This is a genomic window from Streptomyces sp. NPDC091682 (genome assembly GCF_044756625.1).
Taxonomy (GTDB): Bacteria; Actinomycetota; Actinomycetes; order Streptomycetales; family Streptomycetaceae; genus Streptomyces.
On sequence record NZ_JBIVTH010000008.1, the window covers coordinates 335607 to 349766 of the forward strand.

Genomic DNA, 14160 nt, shown 5'->3' on the forward strand with positions numbered 1-14160 from the left:
CCGGGTCGTGAACTCAATGAACGCAAGGGTGACCGGGGTCACAGCCCTGGGCGATGGTCTCCCCGGACGACTTCACCACCAGGAGGCATCGTGGCCGCCAGGCGCGACAGAACGCACTATCTCTACATCGCGGTGATCGGCGCGGTGCTGCTCGGCATCGCCGTCGGCTTCGCCGCCCCCGGCGTGGCCGTGGAGCTCAAACCGCTGGGCACAGGCTTCGTCAACCTCATCAAGATGATGATCTCGCCCGTGATCTTCTGCACGATCGTGCTGGGCATCGGATCCGTGCGCAAGGCCGCCAAGGTGGGTGCCGTGGGCGGGCTCGCCCTCGGCTACTTCATGGTCATGTCCACGGTGGCGCTGGCCATCGGCCTGCTGGTCGGCAACCTCCTAGACCCCGGCAGCGGGCTGCACCTGACCGACGCGGCGCGCAGTGCGGGCGCGGCGCAGGCCAAGGCGGGCGGCGCCGAGAGCACACCGGAGTTCCTGCTCGGGATCATTCCGACCACGCTGGTGTCCGCCTTCACCGGGGGCGAGGTGCTGCAGACGCTGCTGGTGGCGCTGCTCTGCGGATTCGCGCTGCAGGCCATGGGCGCGGCGGGCGAGCCGGTGTTGCGGGGCATCGGGCACGTCCAGAAGATGGTCTTCCGGGTACTCGCGATGATCATGTGGGCAGCGCCGGTGGGCGCCTTCGGGGCGATCGCGGCGGTGGTCGGGGCCACCGGCATCGACGCGCTGAAGTCCCTCGCCGTCATCATGATCGGCTTCTACACGACCTGCCTGCTCTTCGTGTTCGTGGTCCTCGGCACGCTGCTCCGGGTGTGCACCGGGGTCAGCGTCTTCGCCCTGCTGCGCTACCTGGGCCGGGAGTTCCTGCTGATCCTCTCGACCTCCTCCTCGGAGTCGGCGCTGCCCAGGCTGATCGCGAAGATGGAGCACCTGGGGGTCTCCCGGCCGGTCACCGGGATCACCGTGCCGACCGGATACTCCTTCAACCTGGACGGCACGGCCATCTATCTGACGATGTCCTCGCTGTTCGTCGCCGAGGCGATGGGCAAGCCGTTGGCGCTGGGCGAGCAGATCTCGCTCCTGCTGTTCATGATCATCGCCTCGAAGGGCGCGGCCGGGGTCACCGGCGCGGGCCTGGCCACCCTCGCCGGCGGACTGCAGTCGCACCGGCCGGAACTGGTGGACGGCGTCGGCCTGATCGTGGGCATCGACCGGTTCATGAGCGAGGCCCGGGCCCTGACGAACTTCGCGGGCAACGCCGTCGCAACGGTGCTCATCGGAACGTGGACGAAGGAGCTCGACCACGCGCGCGCTCGCGAAGTCCTCGCAGGAAGGCTGCCGTTCGACGAGAGCACGCTGGTGGACGACGGGCACGGGGCACCGCAGCAGGACGCGCCTGCACCGTCCGCCGCGGCCGACGGCTCCGACGGCTCCGACGGAACCCCGAATTCCGTACCGCAGCCCTCGGCCACTCCCAAGGACGGGGTGCCGGTCTAGCCGGCGCGCCCCCACGGGCCGACCGGGCAGGGCTCGCCCCCACGGTGCCCAGCCCGGTCGGCCCGCCGCATTCTCCGCACGTGCACCCATAGTCGGCATTCGGCCACCGATAACCGAACCCCCAGGCTGTAAAAGGTACTTCCGTAACAGGCTGTGTGCATGACATCTTGCGTCCACCACTCGTTTCGTTCGACCCGGCCTGACCACCGGGTCTTCGGAGGACGCATTGATACCCCACATATCCAGCCGACCTCGACGTACCCTCGTGCTGGCCGCCACGCTCGGCGCGGCACTGGCTTTCGGGGCTCCCGCCGCGCTCGCCGGCACCGCCCCGGTCTCGCCCGGCGGCTCCTCGGCCCCCGCCCCCGCGGCGGCCCCCAAGGCTGCGGCCCCGACTTCCCAGAGTGCGACCTGGGTTGCCGGTACCCGCGCCTACCTCGTGATCACCGCCCCCGGTGACACCACGGCGGTGCGGAGCGCCGTCACCGCGAACAGCGGCACGGTGTTCCAGTACTACGACGCGATCGGCGTGATCGTCGCCCACTCCGCGTCCGGCTCCTTCGCCACCGCCATGCGCGGTGTGAGCGGCGTCCAGCAGGTCGGCGCCACCCGCACCTCGGACGTACCGGCGGACGCCTACAACCCGGCGCTGCCCGCCAACCCGACGCAGGCCACGACGCCTTCGGGCGAGCCGGTCCGCGCGGACATGACCCAGATCAAGGCCGACCAGGCCTGGGCCGTGACCACCGGTTCCGCCTCCGTCAAGGTCGGCATCCTGGACACCGGTGTGGACGACCAGCACCAGGACCTGGCCCCGAACTTCAACGCGGCGGACTCCGCGTCCTGCGCCTACGGCAAGCCGGACACCCGTACGGGCGCCTGGCGGGACGTCGGCACCCACGGCACGCACGTGGCCGGTACGGTCGCGGCCGCCAAGAACGGCAAGGGCGTCATCGGCGTGGCTCCGGGCGTGAAGATCTCCTCGGTGCGCATCGCCGAGCCGGGCTCCTCGCTCTTCTTCGCCGAGAACACCGTCTGCGGCTTCATGTGGGCCGGTGACCACGGCTTCAAGGTCACCAACAACAGCTACTACACGGACCCGTGGCAGTTCAACTGCCCGGACAACGCCGACCAGGCCGCGATCATCGAGGGCGTCAAGCGCGCCCAGGAGTACGCCGAGGGCAAGGGCTCGCTCCAGGTCGCCGCGGCCGGCAACTCCAACATCGACCTGGCCAACAAGACGACCGACACCGAGAGCCCGAACGACTCGACGCCGGTCACCCGCACCATCACCAACGCCTGCCTGGACATCCCGACCGAGCTCCCGGGCGTGGTCACGGTCTCGGCGATGGGCACCACCGCGAAGGCCTCGTACTCCAACTACGGCCTGAACGTCGTCGACGTGACGGCCCCCGGCGGCGACACCGTCGGCATCTACAGCACCCAGCCGGGCGGCAAGTACGGCACCATGAGCGGTACGTCGATGGCGTCCCCGCACGTCGCCGGTGTGGCGGCCCTGCTGGCCAGCACCAACCCGGGCATCACCCCGGCGCAGCTGCGCGACAAGCTGGCCACCCAGGCGGGCGATGTCGCCTGCCCGTCGGACAGCCGCTGCAAGGGCACCACGGCGAAGAACGGCTTCTTCGGCGAGGGCCAGGTCGACGCGCTGAAGGCCGTCGGCAGCACCCCGCCGCCCGGCAAGTACTTCGAGAACACCGGTGACGTCGCCATCGGCGACAACACCACGGTGGAGAGCCCGATCACCGTCAGCGGTGTCACCGGCAACGCCCCGGCCACCCTCAAGGTGGGCGTGAACATCGTGCACACCTACATCGGTGACCTCAAGGTCGACCTGGTCGCGCCGGACGGCACCGTCTACACCGTGCACAACCGCGCGGGCGGCAGCACCGACAACATCAACCAGGTCTTCACCGTGAACGCCTCCTCCGAGGTCGCGAACGGCACCTGGAAGCTGCGGGTCAACGACAACGCCGGCGGCGACACCGGCAAGGTCGACTCCTGGAACCTGACCTTCTAGGAGGTCCTCCGGACGTTCTGCTAGCGCTGGAGCACGTCGGCGAGCCAGTCGAAGACGACGTCGCAGTGTTGCTGCGGGGCCATCGGGGAGCAGTGCAACTGCGCCCCGGTGGCCTCCGTCAGTTTCACGTACTCGCGGCGCGTGCGGAGCAGGTCGTACATCTGCTGCGGCTGGCCGGGGTAGAACAGCTCGAAGTCGTAGTCCAGGACGAGCGTCGGGGCCTTGATCCTCCCGACCACCTTGGTGACGTCGAGGCCCATGGCCACCTGCGCCGGGGTCCAGACGTCCGTGAGCACGATGCCCTCGCGGGCCTGGCGCAGGGCCTGCCGGTCGAAGATCTCGAAGCGCTTCTTGACGGTGAAGGCGAGCTCCGGCGTCAGCTGCGGAACGACCTCCTCGTTCCAGACCCGGTTGGTCTCCTCCTTGTCGGGGGTGACGATGGCGCGCAGCTCCGCGTCGAATCCCAGCCAGGGGCTGACGCAGCCGGGCTGACAGGCGACGGCGGCGAGCCGGCGCTCGAAGGCGGCGGCGCGGGCGACCAGGTTGCCGCCCATGCTGAGGCCGGTGAGCGCGATCCGGCCGCTGTCCACGTCCTTGCGGCGCTCCAACCAGTCGATGAGCGGGCCGACCACCTTCTCCCAGCGGGTGGTGAAGGGGATCTCCTCCACGAACAGCAGCTGCCCCTGGCCCGGTCCGTCGTAGACGAGGGCGTTCCAGCCCCGGCCGAGGGCGGCGGCCACGCCGTAGGTCCACATGTCCAGGTTCTGGCCGTCGCTGCCGTTGGTGAGGATCACGGTGGGGCGCGGCTCGGCGGGACCGTCCGGACGGAAGAACCAGACCGGCAGGTGGGTCTTGCCGTACGGGACCTTCGCGCGGACGGCGGCCGGTGAGCAGAGCCCCGCGAAGGTGTCCCAGGCTCCCCGCCCGGCCAGGTAGACCGCCTCCTCGTCACCGGGGTGATCGGTGCCGAGCACGTAGAACAGTGCCTGGGCGTAGTACTGGGCGGCGCGCAGGGACCGGAAGCGGCGGGTCTGCGAGGGGGCGCCGTGGCCGTGCCGGCCGGCGGCCGGGGGCGCGGCGAGCCGGTCCCCCCAGGCGCGGAAGGTGTCGCTGAACGTCTGCTCGGACAGGCCCGCCGCGTTGATGGCATTGACCGCGGTCAGCACTTCGCCCACCTCGGAGGCGCGCATGCCGGCGGCGCCGAGTGCCAGCAGGCCCGCGAAGTTGAAGCCGGGATCGTCGAAGAGCTTCATCGCTCCGGGTGTGGGATCCACGGCCCGGGCGGTCGGCTCGGGCGCGGCGGCCGCGGTGCGGGCCCCGCCCCCGACGGCGAGCGCCCCGGCGCCCGCGGCGAGCCCGGTCAGAGCCGCGCGGCGGGTGAGTGCGGAGGGCTGGTACGGCGTACGAGCGGTCATGCAGCGGACCGTACGCCGGGCCCGTGGCGGGCCCGGGCGCGGCGCGCCCTCCCTTGCTCCGAACGGCCGCGCGCGTCGACCGGGGCCGTCAGGCCGTGCGCCGCCCGGCCCGCAGCACGCAGTCGCCGCAGAGCCCGCCTCCGGGGACCTGGTAGTAGAGGCAGCAGCTGCGCCGTACGAACGCCACCCCGAGCCCCTCCTCGTGGATGAAGGTGCCGGTGCCCGCCAGTGCTCCGCCATCGGCCAGCAGGGCGCCCGCCAGCTCCACGGCCGCACCGCCCGGCACCCGGTCGATCAGCACGCGCAGCGCCCCGACGAGCCCGGACGCCGCGTTCCCCCGCAGGACCTTCGGCGAGACCCCGAAGCACTCGCGCAGTCCCTCGTCGAGCACGGCCAGGTTCCCCAGGACGTTCTCCCCGAGCGCCTCGGCCGGCAGGCCGGGGCCGGGCTCGGGCAGCCACAGCTGGAGCGATCCCGCGTCCGGCAGCCGCCACCACACCCGGTCGGCTGCCAGGTCCGGCACCCGGCCCGCCAGTGCCGCGCAGCCGAGCCCCAGTGACCAGAGCCGGGAGACGATCCCGAACTGTGCGGTCGAGGCGGCCACCCGGCCCGGTCCGGTGCCGATCCGCCGGCCGACCTCGGCCACGTACGGCCCGAGCTGCTCCCCGTACAGCGCCGTGAGCGGCCGGAAGCCGGGGCCGGGCGGTTCCTTCCCGGAGGGGATCGTGAAGAAGGGTCCTACGGCGGCCAGTCGCCGCAGTACGTCGTCCATACCCGAAATGATCTCAGCGGGGCGGGACCGGGGTCAGGCCGGGTCCGGGGTCGCTCCTTCGAGGACCTCCAGGTAGTGCGGGTTGCGCATGATGCCGAGCACGTTGCCGAAGGGGTCGGTGACGGCCGCCGTGACGAAGCCGGCGTCGCCGTGCGCGGTTACCGGCTGGTACTCCGTCGCTCCCAGGTCCATGAGCCGCCCGCGGACCGCGGGAAGATCGTCGACGACCCAGTACGCCACCGCGCCGCCCGGGTCCTTCGCCGCGCCCGGCGGGGCGTAGCGGCGGTCGACGATGCCCAGCTCGTGCTGGTAGTCGCCGATGCGGAACTCGGCGTATCCGGGCCGCTCGAAGTACGGGGCGGTCCCGAGGATCTCGGTGTACCAGGCCTTCGCGGCCTCCAGGTCGTCGGCCCAGAAGTTGATCGTCGCAAACCCTCGCAGCATGAACGCCCTCCTCGACGGATGAAGCACCCCGATCCGACTCTACGGCGGCTCCGCGGGGGCCGTACCGGACCCGGGTGGCGCAGTGGTGCCTCCCCCGTGATCCGACCGCTCATGGACACACCACCGACGACCATGCGTTCGATGGCCGGGCGGGTCGGCGGAACGACGACCCGGTCCGCGGGAGCCCCGAGCGGAGCCCTGCCCGGGGCCGGTCGACTCTCTCTGCATCACCGCAGGTCAGACATGATTGAACGGCAATCGGCGGCCGCCGGGACGGCCGTCTGGGGGGCCCACGCCGTGCGGTGGGAGGGATGTCCGTCGATCATGATTACGGGCCCTCCGGGGCACAGACCCAAGTCCCCGGAAATCAGTGTCACGCCATTGCCAAATTGGGGGTTCAAGAGAGGACTTTAAGGAGCTACATTGAGCCACTCGCGTTCACCTGACAGCCGGTTGCCTTTCACTCGTGTTTTGCACGGGGGGCGACGTCATGGACGCAGACTGTGCAACCACCCCACCGCCCAGAAGGACCGAAGGCTCCGTGCCCGTACCCGTACACCTCGCGGGCCGCACCGTGCGGCTCGAGCCCCTCGCCCCCCACCACACCGAGGCTCTGGCCGTGGCCGGGGCCGAGGATCGTACGACTTACGCCTTCACTCCCGTGCCCCACGGGGTGCAGGCGTCACACGAGTACATCGAACGTGCCCTCGCCGATCAGGCAGCGGGTCGATCGCTCCCGTTCGCGGTGGTCAGAGCCACCGACGGGCGGGTCGTCGGTTCGACCCGGTTCCTGGAACTCGACTACTGGCAGGGGCCTCTGGTCTGGCCCGCCGTGCCCGGAGTCCCGTTCGGCGATCCGGCGACGGCGATCCCCGATGCCGCCGAGATCGGCAATACCTGGCTGTCCCCGGGCGCCCAGGGAACCGGCATCAACACCGAGGCGAAGCTGCTCATGCTCCGCCATGCCTTCGAGACCTGGGGGGTACGGCGCATCTCGTTGCGCGCTGATGCGCGCAACGGTCGGTCGCGGGCCGCCATGGAACGTCTGGGCTTCACCTGCGAGGGGGTCCGCCGGGCCCATTCGCGGGGGCTCGACGGCGCCGTCCGCAGTACGGCCTTCTACTCGATCCTCGACGAGGAGTGGCCGGCCGTGCGGTCGATCATCGAACTGAGGCTGTCGGCGGGTGCGCAGCGCAAGCGGCGCCGCAAGACCCTGATCCCCGCGTAACCGCGCCCGGCCGGACGGAAGGACGGCACGCGCTCCAGCCCCGGCCCTCGCCGCGGCCTCCTCAGCCGAGGAGGGCCGGGGCGGGGGCCGGGTCCGTGTGCGGGGCAGCGACCTGCACACGAGCCGGGTACGGACGGGGGCGACTCGGTGCACTCCACCGGGCGCACGGGCCCCGGGCAATGGCCTCCCCCCGGGGACCCCAAAAGTAGGGAAAGTGCGGAACCCTGACATGCTTTCGTTCATCCTTCGAACGGAAGGACCCAGCAGTCAGACCACCCCGCCCCCCTGGGGCAGCACCAGCCGGAGAGCCACCGCACATGTCGTACGCACCCGACGGGCAGCAGTACCAGCCGTACCGGCCGGAAGGACAGATCCCGCAGCCGCCCCACGGCGACCAGTACGGCCAGCCGTACGGACAGCAGCCGCAGCCCGGCCGTCCCCAGCAGCCGTACGGACAGCAGGCGCAGTACGCACCTCAGGAGCAGTACGGCCAACAGCCGCAGTACGGGCAGCAGGGCCACTACGAGGAGCCCGAGCCGCCGCGCCGCAGGTCGCGGGGGCGCCGCTGGCTGATAGCGGGGGCCTCCGTGCTCGCCCTCGCCGGCATAGCCGCGCTCGTGCTGAACCACTACGAGATACCCCCGTTCACCGACAAGGGTTCCTCGGTCTCCTTCGGGCAGGCGCCCGCGGGGGGCGGCAAGAAGAACGACGCTCCGCCGCCGAATTCCAAGATGCTCATGCCGACCGGGCCGGCGGCCGAGTTCAAGAACACGATGACCCTCCCCGACGGCACGCACGTGGCCGTCACCACCCTGGACGGCAAGAAGTCCGGCTTCAAGGGCAAGGTCTGGGTCTGGGCCCCCAAGGAGTACAACGACCCGAAGTTCGCCAAGAGCGGCTTCCCGGTCATGATCGCGCTGCCGGGCGGCGCCGGTTACCCCAGCAACTACTGGATGGGCACCGACCTCGGCCTCCAGACCAGCATCAGCAAGTGGTACGCGGAGGGCAAGAGCAAGCCCTTCATCCTGGCGATGCCGGTCCTCAACCCCGCGCCGGACGACAAGGGCATCTACTGGGACGGCTCCGACATCCCCGGCCAGCCCAAGATGGGCACCTGGCTGACCGAGGACGTCCCGGACCTGATGAAGGCGAACTTCCGCACCGTCAAGTCCCGTGACGGCTGGGCCTTCATGGGCTCCTCGACCGGTGGTTTCGCGGGTCTGAAGGCCGTGCTGAAGCACCCGGACAAGTTCAAGGCCGTGATCGCCTCCGGCCCGGACGTCGTCCCGGACTCCTCCCTGTGGAAGGGCCACGACAAGGAGAAGGCCGAGAACAACCCGGAGCTGCTGGCGAAGCAGCTCATCGACACCAAGGGTCCCGAGGTCTACCTCGCCTTCCAGGTCGGCGACAGCGAGAACAACAAGAAGACCCTGCCCGACGTGCAGAAGTTCGTCGCCACCTACGGCAACAAGGGCCCCATCCACGCCGAGTTGAAGGTCATCAAGGGCGGCCAGCACAACGCCAAGACCTATGTGCCGAACATGGGCGAAGGACCGGTCCAGTACATCAGCAAGGTCATGGAAGGGCCCGTCGAGTAACCACCGGCTCCCCCGCACCATCGAGCTCCGGCCCGCCGAACACCTTCGGCGGGCCGTCGCCGTTCCAGGCCGCCCATCCCGGACGGCCCGTCACCGCGAACCGCACCCAGGCCGCGTGCATCTCGTCCGCCAGTTCCTGCGGGGTGTCCGGCCCGGCCAACCAGGCGGCCTCCGGCACGGCGAGCGTGTCGAACACGAAGCCCAACTCCAGGGCGTGGCAGGACCCCAGGCCCGGAACGCCGGAGGGCCAGCCGAACTCGTACAGGAAGCTCGGCGCCACCCGCCGCGCCCCGGCGAGCCGGCGCAGCGGGTCGCGCAGCAGCCCGTCGGTGAGCAGCTGTCCGGCCACCTCGGCGGGGCTCGCCGCGGGCAGCGCGGCGCGCAGCGCCCGTACGGCCGCCCGGTCCTTGCCGGAGCGGGCGCGGGCCAGCGCCACGGCGAGCGGGCCGAGCCGGTCCAACAGCCGCATTCCTCCGGTGGGGGCGAGCCACAGCCGGTACTCGTCCCGGGTCCAGCCGAGGAGCAGCGGCACCTCGCCGGAGGCGGTCGTGGCGCACAGGGTGTCGAGGGGGTCGGCCGGGACCGTGTCCGGGTCGGTGACCAGGCCGAAGGCGGGTCCACCGAGGAGGGGACCCGATCTGCGCAGGACGGCCGCCTGGGCGGCCATCAGGTCGGACAGGGAGACCGCGGTGAAAGCCGCGGCGGTGGCCTCCACCTTCAGCAGCGACGCCATCCGCCGGACCATGGCGCGCACCCGGGGGCGCGGTAGGGCCTCGGGAGCCCCGCTCTGCAGGACCGCCCGGTGGAAGAGGCCGACCGCGCGCGGGGCGGCCAGGAGGGCGCCGACGCTGATGGCCCCGGCGGATTCGCCGAAGACGGTGACCCGGTCGGGGTCCCCGCCGAAGGCCCCGATGTTGTCGCGGACCCAGCTGAGGGCAGCGATCTGGTCCAGCAGGCCGCGGTTGGCGGGGGCATCGGGGAAGAGTCCGTAACCGAGGACGCCGAGGCGGAAGTTGAAGGAGACGAGCACGACCCCGTCGCGGGCGAAGGCGGAGCCGTCGTACACGGGAACGGCCGCGGAGCCGCGGGTGTGGGCCCCGCCGTGGATCCAGACCATGACGGGCAGCCGGGCTCCGGGGGCCGGGTCGGGGGTCCACACGTTCACGTTCAGGCAGTCGTCCCCGAGGATCACCGGGTCGGGGAGCAGGGCGGCGAAGGTGTCCGGGTAGGGCACCTTGGGCGCGGTCGGCCCGTAGGCGGCGGCATCTCGTACGCCGTCCCAGGCGGTTGGGGGCGCGGGCGCCGCGAAGCGCAGGGCTCCGACGGGCGGGGCCGCGTACGGGACGCCCTTGAAGACGGCGGTCCCCCCGGGCCCGCACCGACCCTCGACGACTCCGGCCGCCGTCCTGACCCGCGGCCGTCGGCGGTCGTCGGCGGCACCCTCTGCGCTCATCTCGTCCTCCTGCGATGACGGTGCCGGTCACACCGTCGCACCGTCGCACAGCCGTCCAACGGGTGACAAGGCGTGACCGGGCCCACGCCCGGCCCGGTTGGACGGGCATGCGATTCCTGCGTATCCACCATGCCGTGCCCGTCCTGCTCCTGACGGGCGCCACGCTCCTGCCCGGTGCGGCGCACGCGGCCACCGGTCCGGACTTCCAGTACGTCGGCCAGGACGATCGGGTCCACGGCCTCACCGCGCCGAGGGGGTGCGTGGAAGCGGAGGGCGGCGGCGCCCGGGCGGTGACCAACGGAACCGGGAGCTCGGCGACCCTCTTCGAGGGCCCCCGGTGTTCGGGCCGGGCCCTGCGGATCCTGCGGCCCGGGGAGGTCGGCCAGGTGCGGCCGTACTTCGCCTCCGTCCGGTTTTCCGTCACCGGGTAGGCGCACGGGCCGTGACCCCTTGGCCTCTCCCGCGTTGTATGCCATGTCAAATGCCACAGGTCCTGTGGCGCCCCACACATCTCATGAGGAGATCTTGATGTCGCGTATCGCGAAGGCATTGGCCATCACCGCTGTCACCGGCAGCGCCGTGGTCGCCGGTGCGGGTCTGGCTGCCGCCGATGCCGGAGCGCACGGTGCGGCGGTCGGCTCCCCCGGTGTCCTGTCGGGCAACCTGCTCCAGGTCCCGGTGCACGTCCCGGTCAACGTCTGCGGCAACACCGTGAACGTGATCGCCCTGCTGAACCCGGCGTTCGGCAACACCTGCGTCAACGCCTCCGGCGGTGGCGCCGACCACCACACCCAGGGCGGCGACTACGGTCACTGATCGGCTGATCGGCTGACGAGCGGAAGGGCCCCCGCCACCCGGCGGGGGCCCTTCCCCCTGTGTCCCGCGCCCCCACGTCCACACGTCCCCACATCCGCGGGTACGCACGGGGCCGCGCGCGTCATTCGTAGCGGTACAAGCCCTGGTGACCGGACATCTCGCGCGGGGTGATGTTCCACGGCGGCATCGGCTCGTCGAGGGCGATCACCCGGCCGCGCTGGAGGTCACCGATGGCGAGCGGGGCGGCGGGCAGGTAGCCGGAGCCGGGGTGCCTCTGCTGCCAGCGGTCCCAGATCAGGTCGACGAAGGCGTGGTGCAGCCAGAACGCCGGGTCGTTGGGCGCCGTACCGCCGGTCATGTGGCCGCCGATCCACTGGTGGACCTTGTTGTGGTTGCGCCAACGCTCGCTCCTGGGCGCCGACCAGCCCTCCAGCTTGTTGCGGAATCCGCCCGCGGTGGCCGTGGAGTCCCAGGGCGGTACGTCGTAGGTCGGGTCGTCGATCGCCCACTGGAGTTCGGTCGCGGTGGGCAAGGCGATCGGGTTCTGCGGCCGGCCGAGGTTGCGGGTGAGGAACGCGGACTCGGTGATGCCCACGGTAACCGTCCAGTTGCCCGTGTCGTAGGCGAACGGACCGGTCATCACCTTGCGGTCGCTCGCCCGGCCGGTGCCGCCGAGGAAGTCGTCGGCCCAGAGGGAGGAGACCGGGCTGGAGTCGGCGGTCCAGTCCCAGTACGGGACGCTCACGCCGGGGTCGATCTCCTGCAACTTCCTTTCGAACTCCAGCAGATAGCGCCGGTGCCAGGGGAAGAAGGACGGGGACATGTGCCCGACGCGCAGCTTGCGGTCGCGGTCGGGCACGAAGTACTTGTCGTGGGTGCGCACGAGGGCGTCGTAGGCGCCGCTGCGCTTGAGTTCCAGGACCGCCGCCGTGAAGCGCTTCTTCTGGGCGCGGGTGAGGTTCTTCTGGTTCTGCCGGGTGTGCAATGCGGGGTTCCTCCCGTTCCCGTGGGTCGGTCAGCGGTGGTGCGGGGCCACGAAGGCGAGCTGGGCGGTGCCCAGCTCGTCGACGGCGGCCCGGGCCAGTTCCAGCGGCGTGGCATAGGACTGGAAGTGGTTGATCCCGCTGAGGTAGCTGCCGTCGGCCCGGCGCATGACGTGCAGCGGGCGGCCGTCGATCCGGACCCCGGCGATGTCGACGGCGATGTGCCGGCCGCGGTAGGTCTCCTCCTCGGCGAGCGGCGCCGGGGTGAGGGTCTGCCGGGGACGCCGGGCGCGCAGTACGGGGGCCAGGGCCGCGGCCGTACCGGCGAGCACGGCCGCGGTGAAGGCCGTACGGAGAACCGCGCGGCGGGTCAGTGGTGCGGCGGGCGATGCTGCGGACATACGGTCTCCCTCGCTCGGTGGCCGGCGGCTACGGGTCTAACGCCGCGCGGCGGGCGAGGTCACCCGTGGGCGCCGCGGAGCTGCTTGTAGTAGAGGGTCGTGGGGCGGAGCCGGCCCGCCGGGTCGGTGGCGTAGTCGGGGATGGTGCCGGCCTCCGTCCAGCCGGCGCGGCGGTAGACCCCCTCGGCTCCGCTGCCGGTCTCGGTGTCCAGGAAGAGCAGCACGACCCCGGCCCGGGCGGCGGCCGACTCGGCCTCGGCGAGCAGGGCGCGGGCGGTGCCCCGGCCGCGGGCGGCCGGGTGGACCATGAGCTTGCGCAGCTCGGCGCGGTGGCGGCCGTTCGCCTTGGTCTCCCGGTACCAGCTGACGGTGCCGTCGATCCGGCCGTCGCCGCCGGTGCGGGAGACCCACAGCGCGAGCGAGCCGTCCTCGACGGCGGGCAGCAGGGAGTCCCACCAGGCTGCGGCGCCCCGTCGGTCCAGCCCGGCGAGGAAGCCGAGGGACGATCCGCCGTCAACCACGGCGAGCAGCAGCGTTGCGAGTTCGTCGCGGTGGGCGCGCAGGTCCGCGGCGGAGAGGGCGGTGATGGTGGCCGTCATGGGGCGAGCATACGGATCAAGCGATCGGGCGCGTCGGTCGGGCCGACCTTCCCGGACAGCTCCTCACCCCCTGCCTCACCTATCGAAAATCGATAGATTCCCATCGTAAGTCGATGGAGGGATGGGTCATGGGGAAACTGACGGTGGGTGCGTTGCGCGCCGTGCTCGCGGTGGTGCTCGTCGGCACCACGTTGGTACAGGTGTTGATGGTGTGGGCGTTGGCCACCGACCCGGAGGACGGCACGCTCCCCCTGACCCCGATGCGCGTGATCACGATCCTGGGCATGGTGTCGGCCCAGGTCGCCCTGGTCTGCGTATGGCGGCTGGTCACGATGGTGCGGCGGGGAACCGTGTTCTCCCACGCCGCCTTCCGGTACGTGGACGGCGTGATCGGCGCGATCGTGGCGGCTGCCCTGTTGTGGTTCGCGGTCACGGCCGTCAATGCCCCGGGCCAGCGGGAGGACCCGGGCGTCACCGTCATCATGGGCGGTGTCGGCCTGGCGATCCTCGGGGTCGCCCTCATCGTGCTCGTACTGCGCATACTGCTCGCCCAGGCCGTCGCGCGCGACGTCGAAGCGGCGCAGCTGCAGGCCGAGCTGGACGAGGTGATCTGATGCCGATCGCCGTCGACATCGACGTGATGCTGGCCAGGCGGAAGATGTCCGTGGGCGAGCTCGCGGATCGGGTGGGGATCACCCCCGCCAACCTTGCGGTACTGAAGAACGGCCGCGCCAAGGCAGTGCGCTTCGCGACGCTCGCCGCACTCTGCGAGGTGCTCGAATGCCAGCCGGGCGACCTGCTGCGCTGGGAGTCCGAGGACCTCGCCGACGGGTGACGGACGGATGACGCGCCCCCGGGGCGGACGGGTCGTGCCGGCACCCGTCGGGCAGGCCGCAGCCCGCGCCGC

General features: G+C 71.4%; 15 protein-coding genes. 8 read left to right on the forward strand and 7 right to left on the reverse strand.

Annotation, left to right across the window (positions count from 1 at the left end):
• The first annotated feature begins 90 nt into the window (after window positions 1-90).
• Together ACIQK6_RS20960 and ACIQK6_RS20965 are read left to right on the forward strand one after the other, a co-directional pair.
• The gene (locus ACIQK6_RS20960) at window positions 91-1506 is read left to right on the forward strand and encodes a cation:dicarboxylate symporter family transporter (protein WP_402695246.1); all 1416 of its coding nucleotides are present in this window, start codon (window positions 91-93) and stop codon (window positions 1504-1506) included.
• Window positions 1507-1771: 265 nt separating this feature from the next.
• A complete protein-coding gene (locus ACIQK6_RS20965; protein WP_402695247.1) occupies window positions 1772-3544 on the forward strand; it encodes a S8 family peptidase in 1773 nt (590 codons plus the stop codon).
• 20 nt (window positions 3545-3564) lie between these two features.
• On the opposite strand, the gene ACIQK6_RS20970 is transcribed toward ACIQK6_RS20965, so the two are convergent.
• The 3 genes from ACIQK6_RS20970 to ACIQK6_RS20980 all read right to left on the reverse strand — a co-directional run bounded on the left by ACIQK6_RS20970 (window position 3565) and on the right by ACIQK6_RS20980 (window position 6175).
• Window positions 3565-4959 carry an alpha/beta hydrolase gene (locus tag ACIQK6_RS20970; RefSeq protein ID WP_329095449.1) on the reverse strand — a complete coding sequence of 465 codons (1395 nt, stop codon included), beginning with the start codon at window positions 4957-4959 and terminating at the stop codon, window positions 3565-3567.
• A gap of 88 nt (window positions 4960-5047) precedes the next feature.
• Window positions 5048-5731 carry a (2Fe-2S)-binding protein gene (locus ACIQK6_RS20975; RefSeq protein WP_329095450.1) on the reverse strand — a complete coding sequence of 228 codons (684 nt, stop codon included), beginning with the start codon at window positions 5729-5731 and terminating at the stop codon, window positions 5048-5050.
• A 33-nt stretch (window positions 5732-5764) separates the two neighbouring features.
• Complete coding sequence (locus ACIQK6_RS20980) at window positions 5765-6175, reverse strand: VOC family protein (protein WP_402695248.1); 411 nt, start codon at window positions 6173-6175, stop codon at window positions 5765-5767.
• 541 nt (window positions 6176-6716) lie between these two features.
• On the opposite strand from ACIQK6_RS20980, the gene ACIQK6_RS20985 reads away from it, so the two are divergent.
• The gene (locus ACIQK6_RS20985) at window positions 6717-7403 is read left to right on the forward strand and encodes a GNAT family N-acetyltransferase (RefSeq protein WP_150261243.1); all 687 of its coding nucleotides are present in this window, start codon (window positions 6717-6719) and stop codon (window positions 7401-7403) included.
• A gap of 317 nt (window positions 7404-7720) precedes the next feature.
• On the forward strand, window positions 7721-9001 hold the full coding sequence (locus ACIQK6_RS20990; protein ID WP_329095453.1) for an alpha/beta hydrolase-fold protein: 1281 nt from the start codon (window positions 7721-7723) through the stop codon (window positions 8999-9001).
• Here ACIQK6_RS20990 and ACIQK6_RS20995 read toward each other — a convergent pair.
• Window positions 8979-10454, reverse strand: coding sequence for a carboxylesterase family protein (locus ACIQK6_RS20995; RefSeq protein ID WP_329095455.1), 1476 nt, complete (start codon window positions 10452-10454; stop codon window positions 8979-8981). The genes ACIQK6_RS20990 and ACIQK6_RS20995 overlap by 23 nt on opposite strands.
• A 107-nt stretch (window positions 10455-10561) precedes the next feature.
• On the opposite strand from ACIQK6_RS20995, the gene ACIQK6_RS21000 reads away from it, so the two are divergent.
• On the forward strand, window positions 10562-10885 hold the full coding sequence (locus ACIQK6_RS21000; protein WP_329095457.1) for a hypothetical protein: 324 nt from the start codon (window positions 10562-10564) through the stop codon (window positions 10883-10885).
• A gap of 97 nt (window positions 10886-10982) precedes the next feature.
• Entirely contained in the window at window positions 10983-11270 is a 288-nt protein-coding gene (locus tag ACIQK6_RS21005) for a chaplin (protein WP_329095459.1), read from the forward strand.
• A 121-nt stretch (window positions 11271-11391) separates the two neighbouring features.
• Here ACIQK6_RS21005 and ACIQK6_RS21010 read toward each other — a convergent pair whose 3' ends face one another.
• Genes ACIQK6_RS21010 through ACIQK6_RS21020 form a run of 3 tightly spaced genes read right to left on the reverse strand, consistent with a single transcriptional unit; the run spans window position 11392 to window position 13253 of the window.
• Entirely contained in the window at window positions 11392-12255 is an 864-nt protein-coding gene (locus tag ACIQK6_RS21010) for a tyrosinase family protein (protein WP_329095460.1), read from the reverse strand.
• A 30-nt stretch (window positions 12256-12285) separates the two neighbouring features.
• Complete coding sequence (locus ACIQK6_RS21015) at window positions 12286-12654, reverse strand: tyrosinase family oxidase copper chaperone (RefSeq protein WP_329095461.1); 369 nt, start codon at window positions 12652-12654, stop codon at window positions 12286-12288.
• A 59-nt stretch (window positions 12655-12713) separates the two neighbouring features.
• Window positions 12714-13253, reverse strand: a complete 540-nt coding sequence (locus ACIQK6_RS21020; protein ID WP_329095463.1) for a GNAT family N-acetyltransferase — start codon at window positions 13251-13253, stop codon at window positions 12714-12716.
• Between the two features lie 128 nt (window positions 13254-13381).
• Between ACIQK6_RS21020 and ACIQK6_RS21025 the strand changes: the two genes are divergently transcribed.
• The gene (locus tag ACIQK6_RS21025; RefSeq protein WP_402695249.1) at window positions 13382-13867 is read left to right on the forward strand and encodes a DUF2975 domain-containing protein; all 486 of its coding nucleotides are present in this window, start codon (window positions 13382-13384) and stop codon (window positions 13865-13867) included.
• The gene (locus ACIQK6_RS21030; protein ID WP_329095467.1) at window positions 13867-14088 is read left to right on the forward strand and encodes a helix-turn-helix transcriptional regulator; all 222 of its coding nucleotides are present in this window, start codon (window positions 13867-13869) and stop codon (window positions 14086-14088) included. Before ACIQK6_RS21025 ends, ACIQK6_RS21030 begins: the two co-directional genes overlap by 1 nt.
• Window positions 14089-14160 lie beyond the last annotated feature (72 nt).